Annotated in this window: 17 protein-coding genes; 10 read left to right on the forward strand and 7 right to left on the reverse strand. The window is 42.1% G+C overall.

Translation table 11 applies throughout. The features are described 5' to 3' along the window. Nucleotides 1-68: 68 nt before the first annotated feature. Together H8S37_RS10850 and H8S37_RS10855 are read right to left on the reverse strand one after the other, a co-directional pair. Nucleotides 69-848 (reverse strand): metallophosphoesterase family protein, encoded by a 780-nt coding sequence (locus H8S37_RS10850; protein ID WP_186876085.1) that lies wholly within the window; start codon nt 846-848, stop codon nt 69-71. 346 nt (nt 849-1,194) lie between these two features. Then, nucleotides 1,195-1,863: a helix-turn-helix transcriptional regulator gene (locus tag H8S37_RS10855; RefSeq protein ID WP_186876086.1), complete on the reverse strand. Its 669-nt coding sequence runs from the start codon at nt 1,861-1,863 to the stop codon at nt 1,195-1,197. A gap of 184 nt (nt 1,864-2,047) precedes the next feature. On the opposite strand from H8S37_RS10855, the gene H8S37_RS10860 reads away from it, so the two are divergent. The 3 genes from H8S37_RS10860 to H8S37_RS10870 all read left to right on the forward strand — a co-directional run bounded on the left by H8S37_RS10860 (nt 2,048) and on the right by H8S37_RS10870 (nt 5,316). Further along, complete coding sequence (locus H8S37_RS10860; RefSeq protein WP_186876087.1) at nt 2,048-2,422, forward strand: RidA family protein; 375 nt, start codon at nt 2,048-2,050, stop codon at nt 2,420-2,422. Between the two features lie 99 nt (nt 2,423-2,521). After that, nucleotides 2,522-3,979 carry a Na+/H+ antiporter NhaC family protein gene (locus tag H8S37_RS10865; protein WP_186876088.1) on the forward strand — a complete coding sequence of 486 codons (1,458 nt, stop codon included), beginning with the start codon at nt 2,522-2,524 and terminating at the stop codon, nt 3,977-3,979. Nucleotides 3,980-4,023: 44 nt separating this feature from the next. Next, nucleotides 4,024-5,316: an L-cysteine desulfidase family protein gene (locus H8S37_RS10870; protein ID WP_186876089.1), complete on the forward strand. Its 1,293-nt coding sequence runs from the start codon at nt 4,024-4,026 to the stop codon at nt 5,314-5,316. Between the two features lie 69 nt (nt 5,317-5,385). On the opposite strand, the gene H8S37_RS10875 is transcribed toward H8S37_RS10870, so the two are convergent. Continuing rightward, nucleotides 5,386-6,012: a helix-turn-helix domain-containing protein gene (locus H8S37_RS10875; RefSeq protein WP_186876090.1), complete on the reverse strand. Its 627-nt coding sequence runs from the start codon at nt 6,010-6,012 to the stop codon at nt 5,386-5,388. A 195-nt stretch (nt 6,013-6,207) separates the two neighbouring features. Continuing rightward, the gene (locus tag H8S37_RS10880; protein ID WP_186876091.1) at nt 6,208-7,146 is read right to left on the reverse strand and encodes a hypothetical protein; all 939 of its coding nucleotides are present in this window, start codon (nt 7,144-7,146) and stop codon (nt 6,208-6,210) included. A 152-nt stretch (nt 7,147-7,298) separates the two neighbouring features. Here H8S37_RS10880 and H8S37_RS10885 point away from each other — a divergent pair, with 152 nt between their 5' ends. Then, the gene (locus tag H8S37_RS10885) at nt 7,299-8,162 is read left to right on the forward strand and encodes a coiled-coil domain-containing protein (RefSeq protein WP_186876092.1); all 864 of its coding nucleotides are present in this window, start codon (nt 7,299-7,301) and stop codon (nt 8,160-8,162) included. Between the two features lie 63 nt (nt 8,163-8,225). Here H8S37_RS10885 and H8S37_RS10890 read toward each other — a convergent pair whose 3' ends face one another. After that, on the reverse strand, nt 8,226-8,396 hold the full coding sequence (locus H8S37_RS10890; RefSeq protein WP_009244075.1) for a DUF362 domain-containing protein: 171 nt from the start codon (nt 8,394-8,396) through the stop codon (nt 8,226-8,228). Between the two features lie 261 nt (nt 8,397-8,657). Between H8S37_RS10890 and H8S37_RS10895 the strand changes: the two genes are divergently transcribed. Continuing rightward, a complete protein-coding gene (locus tag H8S37_RS10895) occupies nt 8,658-9,821 on the forward strand; it encodes a substrate-binding domain-containing protein (protein WP_186876093.1) in 1,164 nt (387 codons plus the stop codon). A 123-nt stretch (nt 9,822-9,944) separates the two neighbouring features. Here H8S37_RS10895 and H8S37_RS10900 read toward each other — a convergent pair whose 3' ends face one another. Further along, a complete protein-coding gene (locus H8S37_RS10900; RefSeq protein WP_186876094.1) occupies nt 9,945-10,640 on the reverse strand; it encodes a FadR/GntR family transcriptional regulator in 696 nt (231 codons plus the stop codon). A gap of 361 nt (nt 10,641-11,001) precedes the next feature. Next, nucleotides 11,002-11,889, reverse strand: coding sequence for a dihydrodipicolinate synthase family protein (locus H8S37_RS10905; protein WP_186876095.1), 888 nt, complete (start codon nt 11,887-11,889; stop codon nt 11,002-11,004). 353 nt (nt 11,890-12,242) lie between these two features. Here H8S37_RS10905 and H8S37_RS10910 point away from each other — a divergent pair, with 353 nt between their 5' ends. The 5 genes from H8S37_RS10910 to H8S37_RS10930 are packed head-to-tail and all read left to right on the forward strand — an operon-like array spanning nt 12,243 to nt 17,502. Further along, nucleotides 12,243-13,394, forward strand: coding sequence for an extracellular solute-binding protein (locus tag H8S37_RS10910; protein WP_186876096.1), 1,152 nt, complete (start codon nt 12,243-12,245; stop codon nt 13,392-13,394). Beyond that, entirely contained in the window at nt 13,391-14,551 is a 1,161-nt protein-coding gene (locus tag H8S37_RS10915) for a CaiB/BaiF CoA transferase family protein (protein ID WP_186876097.1), read from the forward strand. The genes H8S37_RS10910 and H8S37_RS10915 overlap by 4 nt, the downstream gene beginning before the upstream one ends. Then, nucleotides 14,548-15,681, forward strand: coding sequence for a CaiB/BaiF CoA transferase family protein (locus H8S37_RS10920; RefSeq protein WP_186876098.1), 1,134 nt, complete (start codon nt 14,548-14,550; stop codon nt 15,679-15,681). The genes H8S37_RS10915 and H8S37_RS10920 overlap by 4 nt, the downstream gene beginning before the upstream one ends. A 5-nt stretch (nt 15,682-15,686) precedes the next feature. Next, complete coding sequence (locus tag H8S37_RS10925) at nt 15,687-16,148, forward strand: MaoC family dehydratase (protein ID WP_186876099.1); 462 nt, start codon at nt 15,687-15,689, stop codon at nt 16,146-16,148. Between the two features lie 43 nt (nt 16,149-16,191). Then, nucleotides 16,192-17,502: a hypothetical protein gene (locus H8S37_RS10930; RefSeq protein WP_186876100.1), complete on the forward strand. Its 1,311-nt coding sequence runs from the start codon at nt 16,192-16,194 to the stop codon at nt 17,500-17,502. The last annotated feature ends 21 nt before the right edge of the window (nt 17,503-17,523 follow it).

Here is a 17,523-nt window from a genome sequence, read left to right on the forward strand (position 1 = left end):
TTCATAATTCCTCTGTTGTGTTTTGTCTGTCAAGAATAAATCTAAAAGGGACACCTGAAGAGTGCACCCTAAAGGGTATAAAAAACGGGGTTATAAGGTGTCAAGACATGCATATGGGAAACAATATCGCCGTCTTCTTTTAACCAGCATGTGCAATATCCTTTTGTCTCTGTGTATACAACCTCTTGCTTTCTTGTCTCAACTCCATAGTTAAATGCTTCTGATGTCAACTGAATAAATGTTCCAAGCTTCCGGCTTTCTTGAAAATGAGCATGGCCGCATAGATAAGCGATTACGTCGGTTTTTTGCAGCTTCTCGATAAAATTTTCTGGTAGTTTGGTCTGAAACCAGGACTGTTCACTTTTGAATGGGTGGTGCCCCAACAAAACAGTACCTTTTTTATAGGGAGACGCTAATTGGCGAAAGAGCCATTTTTCCTGTTCGTCTGATATATATCCGTCTCCCTCCCCTTCTATAGAGGTATCAAGAACAATAAAACGGTAATCGTGAATATATTTCACATAATATACTGGCTTGTCAGAGGTTCTCTGGCAGAAGCCTTCATAAAAGCTTTTTTTGAAATCATGGTTTCCCAAGGCGGGAAGTACGGGCTTACCACATGCGTATGTATCAAGCAGTTCTTTTAAATAGGCGTAGTCTTGCGCACTTCCTTCGTGAACCAAGTCTCCGGTAAGCACGATTAGATCGTAATCTGCATTAGAGATTTCTTTTAAAGCAGTGATAAAATAATCGGTCGGCATTGTCCGCTGCCGGATGATTTCATCCATATAAGTACCAGAATATTTACAACGTAAATGTATATCAGATAAGTGTGCTATTTTTAACATCATTTCCTCCTTTCTTTCTCGGGAGTGGGCTGTATACAGTAAGCTATTATATAGACGGTATGTTAAATAAAAAAGTAGGACGAGGTTAAATGCACGTTATTCTGGGCTTTATAGGGAAAAGCCTGACAGTCCGGAGAAAATGAGCTGCGAAATACCCTTTAGAGTGGGTTTTTAAAGAAATATATTTAAGGGTGAAAATCATGGATATGTAAAGAAATGCAAAAGAATAAGGGGAAACTGTATTAACATAGACTTTACACAGCAGGATAAAGAAAGATACAAAAAAGAGGAGGCAGGCTGTCGGGATACAGTTTGCCTCCTATAGACATAAAGATTAGTTATTCTATTATGATTTCTGGCTGATGTAGCGGTATACAGTGGATTCAGAAAGCTTAAGCTGCCGGGCTATCTCCGAAATAGCGCCTTTCATGCGGGGAATCCCGCGATCGGCAAGATCCCACACAATTTCCATTTTTTCTTTTCGTGTCATCCTTTCCGGAGAAATATCAGAATCAGCAATTGTTTTAGCAATAATAGAATCGGCAAAAGAAACGATAGGAATATCCAAATTTTCTTCTACCGACGTGTTCATGCTGTTGTTCTTATCCATTGTAAGCACAGCGCCTCCTATATGAAGCGTTTCGATTAGCTGCTGCGTTGTTTTCATAAAGCTGCGGACGGCAGTGGTGTCCGTATTCAGACAAAGCATGCCGATTAATCTTCCCTGGTTTTTTATATAGAAAGTAGAGGCGATAAATTCTTTCCCCTTTGCCTTTGCTTTATAGTTGACAAGATAATCCTCGCTTTCATATTCTTTATTATTTGTGACTTGGAATGCAAAATCGGTGAGTGAGCTGCCGACGGTTCTTCCAGAGTGAAAGCCATGTTCGATAGCGACGATCGACTGCTCCGGACAGGAAATATCGTGCAGTACAACTTCTGTATTTTCCCCCAGCACTTCTCCGAGAAACTTTACAAATGGAATAAACAGGGATAAAATCTCTTGGTCTGTCATTTTGTATGGTTCCCCTTTCTTTTATTTGTTTTTACTATACATTTTTCACAAAAATAAGTCAACAAAATTGTGATATTAGTAAAAAATTATTTTTTTGATAAAAATTTATTGTTAAAATCTGGGGGGGGGGTGTAAAGTGAAAGCAGGTGAAGAGTTGAAAAATTGAAAAAAGGAGGTGAAGGAGATGAAAGAAAAAATAGAATCGCCGAAAGCGCCTGCGGCAATCGGGCCATATTCCCAGGCAGTGATGGACGAAGGACTTTTGTTTGTTTCGGGACAACTGCCGATTGATTCTAAAACAGGGGAGTTTCCGTCAGAAGATATTGCCGCTCAGACAAGACAGTCTCTGGAAAATATTCGGGAAATATTAAAAGAGGCAGGCTACACGATGGAACGGATTTTAAAAACGACGGTCTATCTGCAAGATATGGAAGACTTTACAGCAATGAATGAGGTATATCAGGAGTTTTTCACAGCGCCATATCCGGCGCGCGCGGCGTTTCAGGTTGCGAAACTGCCGAAGGGAGCAAAAGTAGAGATTGAAGCAGTAGCAAAATGAGCTTTGTAGTACAAAGGCGAAAACAAAAAGGAAGCGCCAGGACATGTAAGAGAGAAGGAAACTTTGTATCTTGGCGCTGATGAGAGAAGAGGTGCTTAAATGGAAGAAAAGAAAAGATTAGAATTTCGAGGAAGCAGCTTTATGGCGTTCATCCCATTTGCTATTTTTATCATTATTACGATTTCACTGTCATTCTTTAATGCCGCGGATCAAAATATGATGATTGGAGCAGGGGTTATTGGCCTGTTAGTGGGTATGTTTTTTGCTAAAAATCTGGGAGACTATTGGGATGCTGTTCTGGAAGGACTTGGTTCTAAGGTTGCCATGACAGCGGTAATGCTATGGCTGGTAGTAGGAATTTATGGCAATATCTTAAACAGAGGGCAGATTGTAGAGGGTCTGGTCTGGCTGAGTGTAAAGATTAATGTCAGCGGCGCTGCATTCACTGTAGCAGCCTTTATCTTTGCAGCTATATTTGCTATGGCTACAGGCTCTGGATTCGGTACGATTTCTACGATGAGCTTTATCCTTTATCCGGCAGGTATTCTGTTAGGTTCAAATCCTGCTGTGCTTGCCGGAGCAATTCTCTCTGGTGCGGCGGTAGGGGATAATCTGGCTCCGGTATCAGATACTGCGATCATTGCCTCATCCAGTCAGGAATACAAGAATAAAGACGGTGTGGCAGATATTGGAAGCACAGTACGTACAAGAGCAAAATTTGTTTTGATAGCAGGCGTGATAGCGGCAGTTTTATTTTTTGTTTTTGGAGGTGCTGGAGAAGCCACAGACGCGGCGGAAGCTGCACATCTACTGGAAGAATACCAGAATCCAAAAGGGTTGTTGCTTTTGATTCCTACAATTTTGGTTATTATTCTTGCGGTAAAAGGGATTAATATTTTCGCGGCACTTGGAACAGGCATTGTGGCGGCAACTGTGATAGGGCTTGTCTCAGGACTGTTTCCGCTTTCTGCATTGTTTTCGTTAAAGGACGGTACAGTGAGCGGAGCGATACCGGAAGGTGTAGCAGGTATGACGACAGTAAGTATTGTTTTGGTTCTTGTTGTAGCGATGGGAAATATGCTGGTGAAGAGCGGATGTATGGATGCAATTGTAGACTGGTTAAATGAGACGGTTATTAAAACACCACGAGGCGCGGAAGTTGCAATATGGATGCTCGCTACTATTTTTGGAATTTTGATTGCGGCGATTAATACAATCGCAAATATATGTGTTGCACCGTTTGTCAACGCGGTAGGTAAGAAGAGCGGCTTGCATCCATACAGAAGAACAGAGATTCTGGCGACTACAATTTGTTCTTTCCCATTCTTCCTTCCGTTTGGCGGATGTGTTCTCCTTTTACTGGGCGGTATTTCTTCCATGATGGATACATATCCATTTCTGCCAAAACTAGGCGGAGCAGATATGATGTTTACAACATTCTACAGCTGGGCAATCTGGGTCGTAATGTTTATTGTCTGCATAACAGGATGGGGGCGTTCATTTGAAGGAAAGAATGGAGAATATGTGCTTGCCAAAGATAAAAAAGAAGAAAAATAATCTGGAAAAGGATAATACAGGAGTGATAAAAGGAGGAATCATGTATGCATGAATTATCACAAATGATTAAGGAGGATATGAAGCCTGCACTTGGTGTGACGGAACCGGGAGCCATTGCATTTGCGGTGGCGAAAGCAAGGAGTTACACAAGGGGAGAGATAAAAAAGATTAATGTCGCGATGAACAGTGGAATGTACAAAAATGCATTTACCTGTGGAATTCCTAACAGCAAAGAGGTGGGCAATGTATTTGCTGCGGCATTAGGCGCGGTTGCGGGCAATGCGGATAAAGGACTGGAGTCTCTGGCGGATGTGACAGAAGCAGATAATGAAAAGGCACAGCAGATGATAGACAAGGGAATTGTGACGGTAGAATTAAGCGGAATTACCAGCAGAATCTTTATTGAGGCTTCTGTGGAGACAGAATCAGACTGTGCTGTTGTGACGATCCGCGATTCCCATACGAATATTACGAAAATAACGGTGAATGGAAATGTAGAGCTAGAGACAGAAGATGAAAAAAGGACAGAAGATGAAGAAGGAGGAGAAGAAGAGAGTCATTCTATACATAAATATACTCTCCAGCAGTTGTATGATTATATAAGAACAGTAGATATTGAAGAAATTCGCTTTATAGAAGACGCATATAGAGTAAATTTAGAGCTGTTTCACGAGGGATTGTCAAATCCGAGGACTACATTTGCGAGACATTTGCTGGAGTTAAACGGCGGAAAAGAGGTATCTGACAATGAGCAGGCAACGGCGTCTCTGATGTGCAATGCGGCAATCGAAGCAAGGGTAATCGGTCTGGATAAACCAGCGATGAGCATTACAGGCTCCGGAGCACATGGTATTATCGCGACAATGCCTTTGTATGCTGCATATAAGGTGAACGGGTATACTAAGGAGCAGCTGCTTCGGGCAACCGCTTTAAGTTATCTTGTCTGCATGTATATTAAAGAATATTCGGGACGTCTGTCGGCATTTTGCGGCTGTGCCATTGCAGCGGGCTCTGGTATGGCATGTGCATTGGTCTATCTGCGCGGCGGTACAGTAGAGATGATGGCGCATACATTGAATAACATGGCAAGCAGTATAACGGGTATGATATGCGATGGAGGAAACCAGGGCTGTACAATGAAGGGAATTGCGGCTGTGGATGCAGCATATAAATCTGTGGAGTTCGCTATGAAAGGGATCTATATTTCCGATGTACACGGTATCAATGGAAAGACACCGGAAGAAACAATGCACAATATGGGCTTGATTGCTTCGCCGGGAATGGTGGGGACAGAAAAGACAATTGTGGAAATTTTTGAGGACAAGTTGAAGAAATAAAGGAAGAATCCCCTTTTAGGCAGAAGGACGGTACAGAAAAAGCCTTCTGTTCAGAAAGGGGATTTTTATTTATGTAAGCATCTTTCTTAATTTCATAATCGGGTTTGCTTTTACTGCTTCCTTGCGGTTTGCCTGCTGTTGGCGTATCAGGCAGTCCAGTTTTCGGAAGTGTTCTTCCTCCTGGCGTTCCTTTGCCTGGAACAGAAAGTCCATTTCCCGTATGACATCTGTAGTTACAGACTTGCTTATCTCTTTTTTTAACGTTTCATTGTTGGAAGATACGACATCTGTGAGAACGTCCCCGATAAGAGAGCGTACCTGCTCAAGCTGTGTGACAGTAATAACATCGGCGGCAGCAGGTACAGAAGGAGCTGCTGGAATATCAGAAGCTACGATAGCAGGTACAGAAGGTGCGTTTTCCTGCACTTTTGGTTTGGCAGACTCTGCTGCTTTTAATTTCAGGCGGGTTTTAGTAAGTTCAGGAATTAAAGGCTTTAAGTCTTTCAAAAGCATACCTTCATCTTTTAGTTTTTTAATACAGCAAAACAGTTGTATATCATCTTTGGTATAATATCGGTGTCCCATTTCCGTGCGTCCAATTTTTAAATCCAGCTCTTCTTCCCAGTATCTTAGAACGTGAGATTCGACGGAAACCTGTTTGGCAGCCTCGGAAATCATAAATCTGACTTCACCCATTAATTATTATACCTCCTTAAAACAATCTGAGAGCATGTCCATCAGCCTGTTATTATTATAGCACAGGAGGATTACATAAATAGAAGAAATCGTTCGTCAAATTCTGTCAGCAGGGGACAAAGGACAGATGGCAAAACGGGATTCTGCAAAGAAGATCAGAGATCCCGTATCTGTCAGCCATCTGAATGAGAAAAATCAGCCTTCCGAAGCTTCAGCCGGCGGAATGTTTTGTTCGGCTGGCTCTGTATAACAAGAATTGCAGGGCTCGCATGAGCCGCACTCGCTTTTTAAGCGTTCTTCATATTTAGGAGGACCTAATTCTAACGGTTTGATTTCATAATCCAGAAGATCGCCGGATACAAAATCAAGACATACACTGTCTTCGTCGGGAACTACGCTGCCTTTCGGTACGACAGCTCTTCCGTTATGAGGGATGAGGTACTGTGAGAAGTATACGCTTTTAATATAGAAGGTAATTCCAACTGTAAGGGCAGGAGTTGTTGTATCAAAGTTGAGTATTTTTGGAATTGCAATCATGTTCAAACCCTGCTGTAAAGTATTATTCGTGGTGCTAAAGCCGATATAATTGATGACGGGTTCCTGCGTATTGCCGTCCTGGTAGGTCAGGCCATATGGAGCGAAGATTTCAAGCTCTACATCAGAAGGATTTGTGTCTTCGTCGTGATATATATAGTCTGGAATGGATGAGTTGGAAGCCAGGTATGTGGCGGTCTCGGTCAGTACACTTACAACGCGTTTGGAACAGTCATATACTGTGACTGCGAAGGTAACGGCAAGGTTTGTCAGAGTTATAAGGTAACAGTTCGGACGGCCGGGTATCCGTGTGATTGTAGTCGCATCTCCACCCTGAGGGGCGAAAGATACATTTAAAACCTGGACGGAAGCACTAAGAGGAAGTCCGGTCGTAGGGAGAGCTCCTGTAATGGGAACTTCGCGGCACAGGTTAATACCGATTTCATCGTATACAACAGGCGCAAGCAGAGTCAAATTGTCTGCGGTTCCGCAGATAGGATTTGTGCAGACGTCTATGCAGTCAGAATAATTGGTAATACCGTTGCTTACATACCGTTTTTTAGAAGCACATTTGCAGCCTTTAGGCATATATTTTGGCATATGAAAAATCCTTTCTCGAATATTTCTTTGGTATATTTTATGCATAGGAAGTCTTTTGGTTCCGGGTTTTCTATCTGCATTTAAAAAATTGAAGAATTTGTGCATGGATGAGGGAAAATAAAAATATACTTGAAAAAAACAGGTAAATAAAAATGAATCGTATGTATAATTTGCCGGACGGGAGAAAAAGCGTAGTATATGCAGAGGGAAACCGCATTATGCTTTATACATTTCCGGCGCGCAGAGGAAATATACCCATTGTATTAAAGGAGGACTATATATCCGATTTGACATCTGTGTCCTTTTACGGAGTCATCTATTTTGCCTATAAGAATACAGAGGGAAACATTGTATTTGACGGAATCGGAGAAGGAGAAGAAAAAATTTTTACTTATGGGAATGAGGAAGAGACAAGGCAGGAGATAAAAGAAGAGTGGATTCACCTGACGCTTACTGTTCTGGGCGGCGAGCTTTACCTGATGTATTTAATTTATAAGATGTCTGAAGGAAAGTGGAAATTAAAAAGCGTCTCGCCCTTTGATGAAGAAAAAAATAGTGAAATAGCAGAAAAAGGGGAAGAATTTGATTACTGGTTAGAAGAGATAGGAAAGAGAAAAATTTTGTCTGTGTTTACAGGCACAAGTCTGGAATACTGCATTTGGGAACGGGATCATTTTGCACCTTATATGGATGAACGGTGGCAGGCACTTTTTGAGAGGATGAAGGAAACCGCCCGAAAAGCAGAAGAGGAGAGGAAAGAAGATCGCAGCAGGGAAGCAAAGAAACAGGAAGAACTGAAGCAGAAGAACAAAGAGCTGGAACAAAATATAGAGCATTTGGAAGAAATGAATAAAAGACTAGAGGAAGAAAAAAGGAAGGAGCAAATGGAGTGTGAAGAAAAATTAAAATACGCCAAACAGCGGTATGACGAGCTTGCAGGTATTGCCGTAAAGCTCCAGGAAGCGTGCCGGAAATGGAAAGCTGCATATGGCGGAGAGGAGGAATGGATGATATAGAAAGAGGCGGAGAAAATGTTCTCTGCCTCTTCTGCTTGTGATCACTTTGCGATTTATTTATTATTATTCTGCTGAGATAGCACCTGTTGGACAGGCAGCCTCACATGCCCCACAATCTACGCATGCATCAGCGTCGATTTCATATTTGCCATCGCCTTCGGAAATAGCGCCTACTGGACATTCGCCTTCGCAAGAACCACAGCTTACACATTCATCACTAATTACGTGTGCCATGAGTATGTACCTCCTTTATAAATTTACAACAGCATATACTTACTATTGTTACCCTCATTCTAATACAATTAAAATAAATATACAAGCAGTTTTGTGCTCTAAATTAAGTACAAAGAAATAGTTACTAATAAAAAATTAAGAAAAATTTCCTTTCTTTTTCCAAAAGTTTCGTGTATTGTATATAGGTAGTGTGTGCCCTTTGGGGTATATCGTATCAGGAGAACGAATATAAAGTTGGGTTTAAATACTGGAGGCTGCAAAATGAAAAAGAGATTTGTTATACTCACATCGCTTGCCGTTTGTATAACAGGCATTTTAGGAGGGTGTGGCTCGGATAATGGAAGAAATCCTTTTACGGGAGACAAGACGAAGGAGCCGGCATATCAGGCGAACCTGAATGCGATTTCTCCGGCGGCATACAGAGATGCTGACGGTCTGGAGCTTGAGCCTGGTTCTTATATTTCTATTATTGGAAAGGACGACAGTTCTGCCTATTGGAAGACGGTACAGGCAGGTGTTGAACAGGCGGCTGAGGATTTGAATGCGGCGCTGGGATACAGCGGGGAAGACAAAATAAAGGTGACATATAATGCACCGGATAGCGTAGAGAATATCGATGAGCAGGTGAATATACTAGATGAAGAGCTTGCAAGGTATCCAGATGCCCTCGGTATTGCAAGCATAGATGAATCTGCCTCAACGGTTCAATTTGATCTTGCGGCAGAAAACGGAATACCGATTATTGCACTTGATTCGGGGAATGCTTATCAGGGTATACAATGCACCTGTAAGACAGACAATGCGGATGCGGCAAAGACAGGCGCATACAAGCTCTGCGATGAGATAGAGGATGAAGGAGAGATTGTGCTTTTCGTCCATGATTCTATATCTAGTACAGCAAAGGAGCGCGAGGAAAGTTTTAAGGCGGAGATAGCGGCAACTCACCCAAATGTGACGATTGTAGAGACGATCTATTGTGATCAGCTTGATGAGATGAAGAAGACTGCTTCAGAGGAGATGAATGCCGAAAAAGGAGAAGAAGAGGCGGAAATTACAGCAGACAGCTTGAGCGATGAAGATGTGATCCAGTATTATTTGGAAAAGCATCCGGAAGTAAAAGGGTGCTTTGGAACCAATATTACGGCTACGCAGTTGATTGTTACGTCGTTAAGGCAGATGGAAAATATAGAGGACGTAGTAGTTATGGGATTTGACGCAGGCGAGCCGCAGTTGGAAGCTCTGGAAAGTGGAGAGATAAAAGGTCTGGTAGTGCAGAACCCGTTTGGCATTGGATATTCCTCGGTAATAGCAGCAGCGAGGAGCGCACTTGAGATAGGAAATGAGGCAGTAGTAAATACAGGATATATCTGGGTAACACAGGAGAATATGGAGCAGGATTCGATCAAAGATATGCTGTATAAGTAATGACCGACTGAAAATAGAAAAAATACGTCTTGTATAAGGGCTTTAGCTCTGACACAGGACGTATTTTTATTTTAGAATAGTCAAATCTTCGTTCCAACGTTTTATATTCTACAGTGTTTTCTGTTATTTGATATTTAGTTCTTTTTCAGAATTCATAAAGAAACGTTTGAGTGCATCTTTTAATACCTTCTTGTCCTTTTGCAAAAGGGCGGTCAAAACCTTACAGCGGTAAAGAACAGCACTTTCTCTGGAGCTTGTAAGGCTTAAAATTTTGATGGAAAGCTCCTTACGCAAAGCGAGTGTTGTCTGAAGAAGCTTATTCATAATACTATTGCCGCAGTATTTTCCAATATGCAGATCAATATCAGCTAACAAGTGTTCCATCTGGATGCCGGTTATTGTATCGGTATTTAAGTTGAGCAGCTCTTCCCGAGCCTGTGTAACGTAGTTGCGGATTTCCTCATTCATTTGATCAAAGCATTCCAGGTAAACCTCGGTTTCGATGAGTTCCCGTGCTGTATAGATCTCATCAAACTGGTTTAGATTTTGATGATACATCCAAAGTACGGTTTCTTCTGGAATATCAGAATTGTTATCAGCCACATATGTGCCGCCCCCAGGATGTATATTTACCATTCCGATCAATGCGAGGGCGCGGATTGCTTCTCTGACACAACTGCGTGTAACTTTATATTTTTCGGCAAAAGCTCTTTCTGTAAGAAGTTTTTCACCAGGCTTTACCTCCCCAGATACAATCATCTGTGCAATGCTTTCAATCACTTTGTCTGAAGCAGTTGTTTTGTTTATTTCATTGCCCATTATAAAATCTCCTTAAGTAATCAGGTATAGAATCTGTACGGAATATGTATAAGAATCAAAAATAGTTATACTCAAATATAAATATTTTAACACAGGTATAAGCAGTCGGGCAATAAAATTACTAAAAAAGTATCAGTTCAGCCCGTGCCATTCATAAAACTGCACTTCGTGCTTATTGTGGCTGCCGCCGCTGTTTTACTCATTGACGGGTGTTTCGTTCATCTGTATATCAGTCGCCGGATTCTCATACAAGCATAAATCCGTCTCCTGTTAACAGAGGGCTGAACTGATGCAAAAAAATAGCCGATGCATAAGCGTTCAGCTTTAAAGTATGAACCACTTAATTCAATCGGCTGTGTACTTAATTATTATAAATTAATTTTTTGTCTATTACTGCATCCAGCTTTGCTTTTGCTGCATCGTTTAGAGGAAGCAGAGGCCGGCGTACATTTCCGGCACGTATTCCCTGGCGTCCGAGAATATACTTAATAGAAGCAGGCAGCCCTACATTGAGAAGAATCTGGAGAATATCGGTCGAAGCGGAAATGATTTTATAAATTTCGCTTTTTTGAGGAGTTTCATACAATTCTACGATTTTATTATACTGTGGCAGCATAAAATTAAAGGTACTGCCAATAAAGCCGTCACAGTGATAATTCAGCATAGGAATCATACGGCTTTCAAAACCGCCCATAATTTTAATATCCGGATTGATTGATTTGATACGCTTCATTCTATAAGATTGCAGATTGGTGTGTTTGATCATTCCAATAGCACCGGATTTTAAAAGCGCCCGGATTTCTGCATCATCTGTGTTCAAATCAGCATGTGTACTGGAAGGAATATCGTAATACAGAACGGGCCTTCCCGCTGCTTCAGCTAAATCGTAATAATAATGCGCCAGTTCCTTTGTCGTAAATGCAAAATAAAAAGGCGGTGTAGAAGCGATATATTTTATACCGCAGGAAAGTGCAGCTTTCGCCATTTCAATCGCATGATCTGTACTGATAGAGCCGACATGCGCGTAGATATCAAGATCATGGAGCGTACTGCTGGCAAGCTCAAACATGTGAATACGTTCTTCTGTAGAGAGAAGAAAACATTCTCCGACACTTCCGCCTATAAAAAATCCGTCTGCTCCTTCTTTTATATTCTTTTTCCACAGCTTTTGCATCTCTGCATCGTCAATATGATTGTTTTCATCAAAAATCGTGATCGACGCGGAGATCATTTCTTTTCGGCTTATCATAATACTTTATTCCTTTCTTTTATAAATCTTAACTCCAATTATAAACTTCGAAATTCTTATGTGCAATAAAAAAATAAAAAATTGGCTATACCAAACCGATTATAATTTATGCAAAAAAGAAAAATGAAAATGTATTAATCAAAACAAGTTAATGGTATAACCAATTAACACCTTTATATCAGTATATTTGTTGAAAGAAATAAAATCAATAGTTAAAAATGCACATAAAATGGATATATATTTTGTATAATTGTTCATATTGACAACAAATTGGATAAAGTGCATAATCTTAATAAAATAAAATTGGTACTACCAATGATTAAAAATAAGACAAACAATAAATGGAGTGAACAATGGAAGAAAAGAAGATATTAAAAGGAATTACATGGGCACACAGCAGGGGATATACGTCTATTGTGGCGGTTTCCCAGCGATTTATGGAGTTGAATAAAGATGTGGAAATTACCTGGGAAAAGCGTTCGTTGCAAGAATTTGCAGATGCTCCGATTGAAGAGCTTTCTAAGCGGTATGACCTGCTTATTATCGATCATCCCTGGGCCGGATTTGCCGCGAAGCATGGGATTTTACTCCCGCTTCAGAAATATTTAAGCGCGGCGTACTTAAAAGACCAGGAAGAAAATTCCGTCGGAAAATCGTATGTCAGTTATGACTTTGACGGGTTTTTAAGCGCTCTGCCGATTGACGCGGCGACGCCAATTGCAGTATACAGACCGGATTACTTTGAGACAACAGGAGAAAAGGTGCCGCAGACATTCAAAGAGGTTTTGGAGCTGGCGAAAAAAGGAAAGGTTATATATGCGGGTATTCCAATCAATCTTTTGATGGATTTTTATATGTTTGGTATAACCGCTGGATATACGATGTTCAATGGAGAAGAAGTAATCGGCAGAGAAGATGGCTGTACGGTTCTCGAGGAGATGAGAAGGCTTTCCTCTCTGTGTACAAAAGAAATTTTTGACTGGGATCCGATTGCGGTGCATGAAGCGCTTTCTTCCGAGGAAAAATATGCATATTGTCCTTTTGCATATGGTTATACCAATTATTCTAAGGAAGGGTATGCAAAGCACCTTTTGAAGGCATGCAATGTAGTGTCATATAAAGGAGAACATTTCCATACAGTGCTGGGCGGTACAGGTCTTGCTGTTTCAGCGGCATGTGAAAATAGAGAGACAGCGGTGAAATTTGCAGAATATGCAGTATCGCCTCTGATTCAAAGAACGCTGTTCTTTGAGGCAGGCGGACAGCCGGGACACCGCGGAGCATGGCTGGATGAAGAATGTAATAGAAGAAGCCTGGACTTCTTTAAAGATACGCTCAGGACGTTGGATGAATCCTATTTGCGTCCGAGGTACAGCGGGTATCTGTATTTCCAGGATCGTGCAGGCAGTTATGTGCGTGAGTATCTGATGAACGGGGGAAATCCGGCAGAAGTTCTGGAAAATATGAATAAACTCTATAGGAAATCAATGGAGGTGGATGCATGAAACCATTAGAGGGCATCCTTGTCCTGGACTTCAGCCAGTATCTGGCGGGGCCGTCCTGTTCCCTTCGCCTGGCAGACATGGGAGCAAGGGTAATCAAGATAGAAAGACCAGGCGGCGGAGACAACTGTCGGAAGATGTCATTGAAAAATCTGGTAATAGATGAAAACAGTGTATTATTTCATACGATCAACCGCAATAAAGAAAGCTTTTGCGCAAATATAAAAGATCCGAAGGATTTAGAAATTGTAAAAAAATTAATTGCAAGGGCGGACGTTCTGATTGAGAATTTTCGTCCCGGTGTGATGAAGAAAAATCAATTAGATTATGAGTCGGTTAAGAAAATAAATCCGAGACTGGTATATGGAACAATTACGGGATATGGAGCAGAGGGCCCCTGGGTGAGAAAGCCGGGACAGGATTTGCTTGTCCAGTCTATGTCGGGTCTTACCTGGCTGAACGGAAACGGGCAGAATCCGCCGACTCCATTTAGCCTGTCAGTCGTAGATTCCTATGCGGGAGTACATTTGGCAGAAGGAATTCTGGCGGCTCTGTTTGGAAGATATAAGACGGGAGAAGGAGCGTTGGTGGAAACAAGCCTCATAGAGTCGGCGATCGATATGCAGTTTGAAGGGATTACCACCTATTTAAACAACGGAGGAAAACTGCCGGTCAGAGCAAACTACAACAACGCGCACGCTTATCTGGGAGCTCCATATGGGGTATATAAGACAAAGGATGGCTATATCGCTCTTTCGAAGGGAAGCTTAAAGGCGCTTGCGGGATACCTGGATATTCCAGAGCTTGCACAGTTCAATGATTATGAGGACACGTTCCAGAAACGAGATGAGATTAAGCTGTTGATAGGGGACAGGCTTGTTACAGATACAACTGCTCACTGGCTGGAAATACTGGAAAAAGAAGATTACTGGTGTTCCGATGTGTATACGTGGGAAACACTGCTGAATACAGAAGGATTCCAGGCACTGCGTTTTTTGCAGGATTTAGACGTTGGGGACGGCAGAACAATCCATACATTGAGATGTCCTATAAAAGTGGATGGAGAGGCATACTATTCTTCTAAGACGGCTCCGGATTTAGGTGAAGATACAGACAGAATAAAACAAGAATTTGAGCTGGAAAAGGAGGAACAGGCATGAAACCACTAGAGGGAATAAAAATACTGGATTTCAGTCAATATCTGGCAGGACCTTCCTCCACATTGAGACTGGCAGATTTAGGCGCCGAAGTAGTGAAGATAGAGCGTCCCGGCAAAGGAGACGGATGCAGGGATTTATATGTGCCGGACTGCACAATAGAAGGAGAAAGCCCGTTATTTTGTGCTGTCAACCGCAATAAAGACAGTATTGCTCTGGATCTGAAAGCGGAGGAAAATACAGAAATCTTAAAGAAGCTGCTTTGGGAAGCAGATGCGGCAGTCTTTAGTTTCCGTCCGGGTGTGGCAGAGAAACTGGGTCTTTCTTATAAACAGGTAAAACAAGTAAATCCCAGACTAATATACGGAGAAGTGAGCGGCTACGGACAAACCGGCCCATGGAGTACGAAACCGGGACAGGATTTGCTGGCACAGTGCATTTCCGGACTGCCATATTTAAACGGAAACAAAGAGGACGCACCGACGCCGCTTGGACTGTCGCTGGCGGACATGTTTGCAGGACAACACCTGGTACAAGGAATTTTGGCGGCATTGATACGGCGTGAGCAGACGGGACAGGGGGCTTATATTCAAGTAAATCTGTTGGAATCTATACTGGATATTCAGTTTGAAGTACTTACGACCTATTTAAACGACGGACATGAGCTTCCGGTACGGAGCGCTGTAAATAACGCGAATGCATATATTTCAGCGCCTTACGGGATTTATGAGACGAAAGAAGGATATCTTGCACTCGCAATGAGCTCGATTGTTGTGCTGGGAGAGCTGCTCGGATGTGAAGCGTTGACAAAATACACAGACGAAAGTGAATGGGCGACGAAGCGAGATGAAATCAAAGGCATTTTAAAAGAACATCTTATGCATGAAACGGCAGATTATTGGTTGTCTATTTTGGAAACGGCAGACATATGGTGCGCGAAGGTGCTGAATTGGAAAGAATTGTTTGAGACAGAAGGATTTAAGCAGTTGGGTATGCTTCAGGAAATATATAGAGACGGAAAAGAAATATTTAAGACAACAAGCTGCCCGATAAAATTTGACGGGGAACGTTACTACAGTGAAAAACCTGTTCCTTCTATAGGACAGGACAATGAAAAATATATAAGGAGGTAAAGGAATTGGAGAAAGCCATTTACTATGAAGACTATGAGATTGGCTCCGTACGGGAGACAACAGGAAGGACAATAACGGAAACGGATATTGTTCTCCATGCCGGACAGACGGGGGATTTTTTTCCGCATCACATGGACGCGGAGTGGTGCAAGACAACGGATTTTAGACAGAGAATCGCGCATGGTACTTTGATATTCAGCGTAGGAGTAGGTATGACGGCAACGTTGATTAATCCGGCGGCATTTTCTTACGGATACGACAAGCTGCGTTTTATCCGTCCGGTATTTATCGGAGATACGATAAAGGTAAAAGTTGTGCTGAAAGAAAAATATGACAGCCCGAAACACCCAGATAAAGGATTTGTCGTAGAAAACGTTCAGGTATATAACCAGAAAGAGGAATTATGCCTGGCAGCGGATCATCTGATGCTGTGTGATAAGAAGGGATTTTATGGTACAGAAGCATAAGGGTGGAAATCAATAAAAAACTGAAAGGAAAAGGAAAACAAATATGAATAATGTTTTATTAGCGCTTTTTTTGATTTCATATGTAGTTATGATAGTTGCCCTTGTGAAGGGGTATAATCCTTCTCTGGTTTTGCTGGGGACAGGTATTTTGTGGGCGGTCTTAGGAGGTATGAACCTGCAGGGAGTGTTAAATGATCTGATTTCAGGACAGTTCAACGCGCAGGCGGTTTCGTTTATGACCATCATATTCGGTTCATGGTTCGCACAGGTAATGATACAGACCGGAATAGTAAAGACGATTATAAGGACAGCAGTCGAGCTGGGTGGAGATAACCCGAAGATATTGATTGCGATTATCATGATCGTTGTCAGTGTTATGTTTACTTCCCTCTACAGTATCGGACCGGCGATTGCAGTAGGTGTTATTGTACTCCCCGTTATGATTTCCCTTGGGATTCCATCTAGAATCTCTATTGTGGCATACGGAGTATCTATCGCGGTAGCACAGCTTCTGAATGTTTCCCAGTATGTTGTTATGAGAGGGCTTCTCTCTTACATCGACGAAATTCCGGAGACTATGACATCCCCATGGACACCGTATGCGTTTATTGCGTTTGGAGTAGGTGTTGTAGTCAGCATTGCAGGCGTTCTGTTTATGTACAGCTTATCTACAAAGAAGAAGGTAAAGAAAGTAAGAAAAGTAAAGAGTTGGGCGGTAAAAGCTTCTGACAGCGATGAAGTTACGTTTGTTCCCTGGTATGTCTGCATCGCAACCATCATTCCGGTTATCCTGATGATGGCGTTTAAGGTAAATATTTTTGCAGCGTTTATCATTGGAGTTCTATACGCGATTCTTACTGCTAAAATTACATATAGAAAGATCCGTATTTTCCCGATGATCAGTAAGACCTTTAAAACGGGTGCGGGCGAATCCGCAGGAATGATCATGTACATGGCGTGTGCATATACAGTAGCCAGCGGCGCGTCTGCAATCAGGCCAATTCTTCAAGAATCCCTCGGCGGTGTGCTTCCGCAGACAACTCTGGGAATCACGCTCTTTATGCTAGTGTTAGTCCCATTGTTTATGTACCGCGGACCTCTGGCCCTCGCAGGAGCGGGAGCGGCAATTTATGCGACGATTTTCGCTGTAGGCGCGGTTCCGGTTACTTATTTGTGGCTGTTATGTTTCGCAGGAAACTCTATCTACAGCGGTGTGGATCCGACCAACTCAACGAACGTATGGACTTGTTCTTATGCGAAGGTAAAACCATTCGAATTTATCAAGACGGCGCTGCCGATCTGCTGGATATACGGTATCGTTATTCTTGGAATTTTGTATTATATGCACGGATAAAAAAGGCATGAGTAAAAAGGA

The organism is Mediterraneibacter hominis (genome assembly GCF_014287475.1).
Taxonomy (GTDB): Bacteria; Bacillota; Clostridia; order Lachnospirales; family Lachnospiraceae; genus Mediterraneibacter; species Mediterraneibacter hominis.

Bases quoted from the DNA above. Each gene is read 5' to 3' on its own strand.
- H8S37_RS10890 (WP_009244075.1), bottom strand. From the start codon at position 8,396: ATGGCACACGTAATTAGTGATGAATGTGTAAGCTGTGGTTCTTGCGAA.
- H8S37_RS10915 (WP_186876097.1), top strand. From the start codon at position 13,391: ATGAAACCATTAGAGGGCATCCTTGTCCTGGACTTCAGCCAGTATCTG.
- H8S37_RS10865 (WP_186876088.1), top strand. From the start codon at position 2,522: ATGGAAGAAAAGAAAAGATTAGAATTTCGAGGAAGCAGCTTTATGGCG.
- H8S37_RS10875 (WP_186876090.1), bottom strand. From the start codon at position 6,012: ATGGGTGAAGTCAGATTTATGATTTCCGAGGCTGCCAAACAGGTTTCC.
- H8S37_RS10895 (WP_186876093.1), top strand. From the start codon at position 8,658: ATGAAAAAGAGATTTGTTATACTCACATCGCTTGCCGTTTGTATAACA.
- H8S37_RS10900 (WP_186876094.1), bottom strand. From the start codon at position 10,640: ATGGGCAATGAAATAAACAAAACAACTGCTTCAGACAAAGTGATTGAA.
- H8S37_RS10880 (WP_186876091.1), bottom strand. From the start codon at position 7,146: ATGCCAAAATATATGCCTAAAGGCTGCAAATGTGCTTCTAAAAAACGG.
- H8S37_RS10920 (WP_186876098.1), top strand. From the start codon at position 14,548: ATGAAACCACTAGAGGGAATAAAAATACTGGATTTCAGTCAATATCTG.
- H8S37_RS10885 (WP_186876092.1), top strand. From the start codon at position 7,299: ATGAATCGTATGTATAATTTGCCGGACGGGAGAAAAAGCGTAGTATAT.
- H8S37_RS10860 (WP_186876087.1), top strand. From the start codon at position 2,048: ATGAAAGAAAAAATAGAATCGCCGAAAGCGCCTGCGGCAATCGGGCCA.
- H8S37_RS10850 (WP_186876085.1), bottom strand. From the start codon at position 848: ATGTTAAAAATAGCACACTTATCTGATATACATTTACGTTGTAAATAT.
- H8S37_RS10855 (WP_186876086.1), bottom strand. From the start codon at position 1,863: ATGACAGACCAAGAGATTTTATCCCTGTTTATTCCATTTGTAAAGTTT.
- H8S37_RS10930 (WP_186876100.1), top strand. From the start codon at position 16,192: ATGAATAATGTTTTATTAGCGCTTTTTTTGATTTCATATGTAGTTATG.
- H8S37_RS10905 (WP_186876095.1), bottom strand. From the start codon at position 11,889: ATGATAAGCCGAAAAGAAATGATCTCCGCGTCGATCACGATTTTTGAT.
- H8S37_RS10910 (WP_186876096.1), top strand. From the start codon at position 12,243: ATGGAAGAAAAGAAGATATTAAAAGGAATTACATGGGCACACAGCAGG.
- H8S37_RS10870 (WP_186876089.1), top strand. From the start codon at position 4,024: ATGCATGAATTATCACAAATGATTAAGGAGGATATGAAGCCTGCACTT.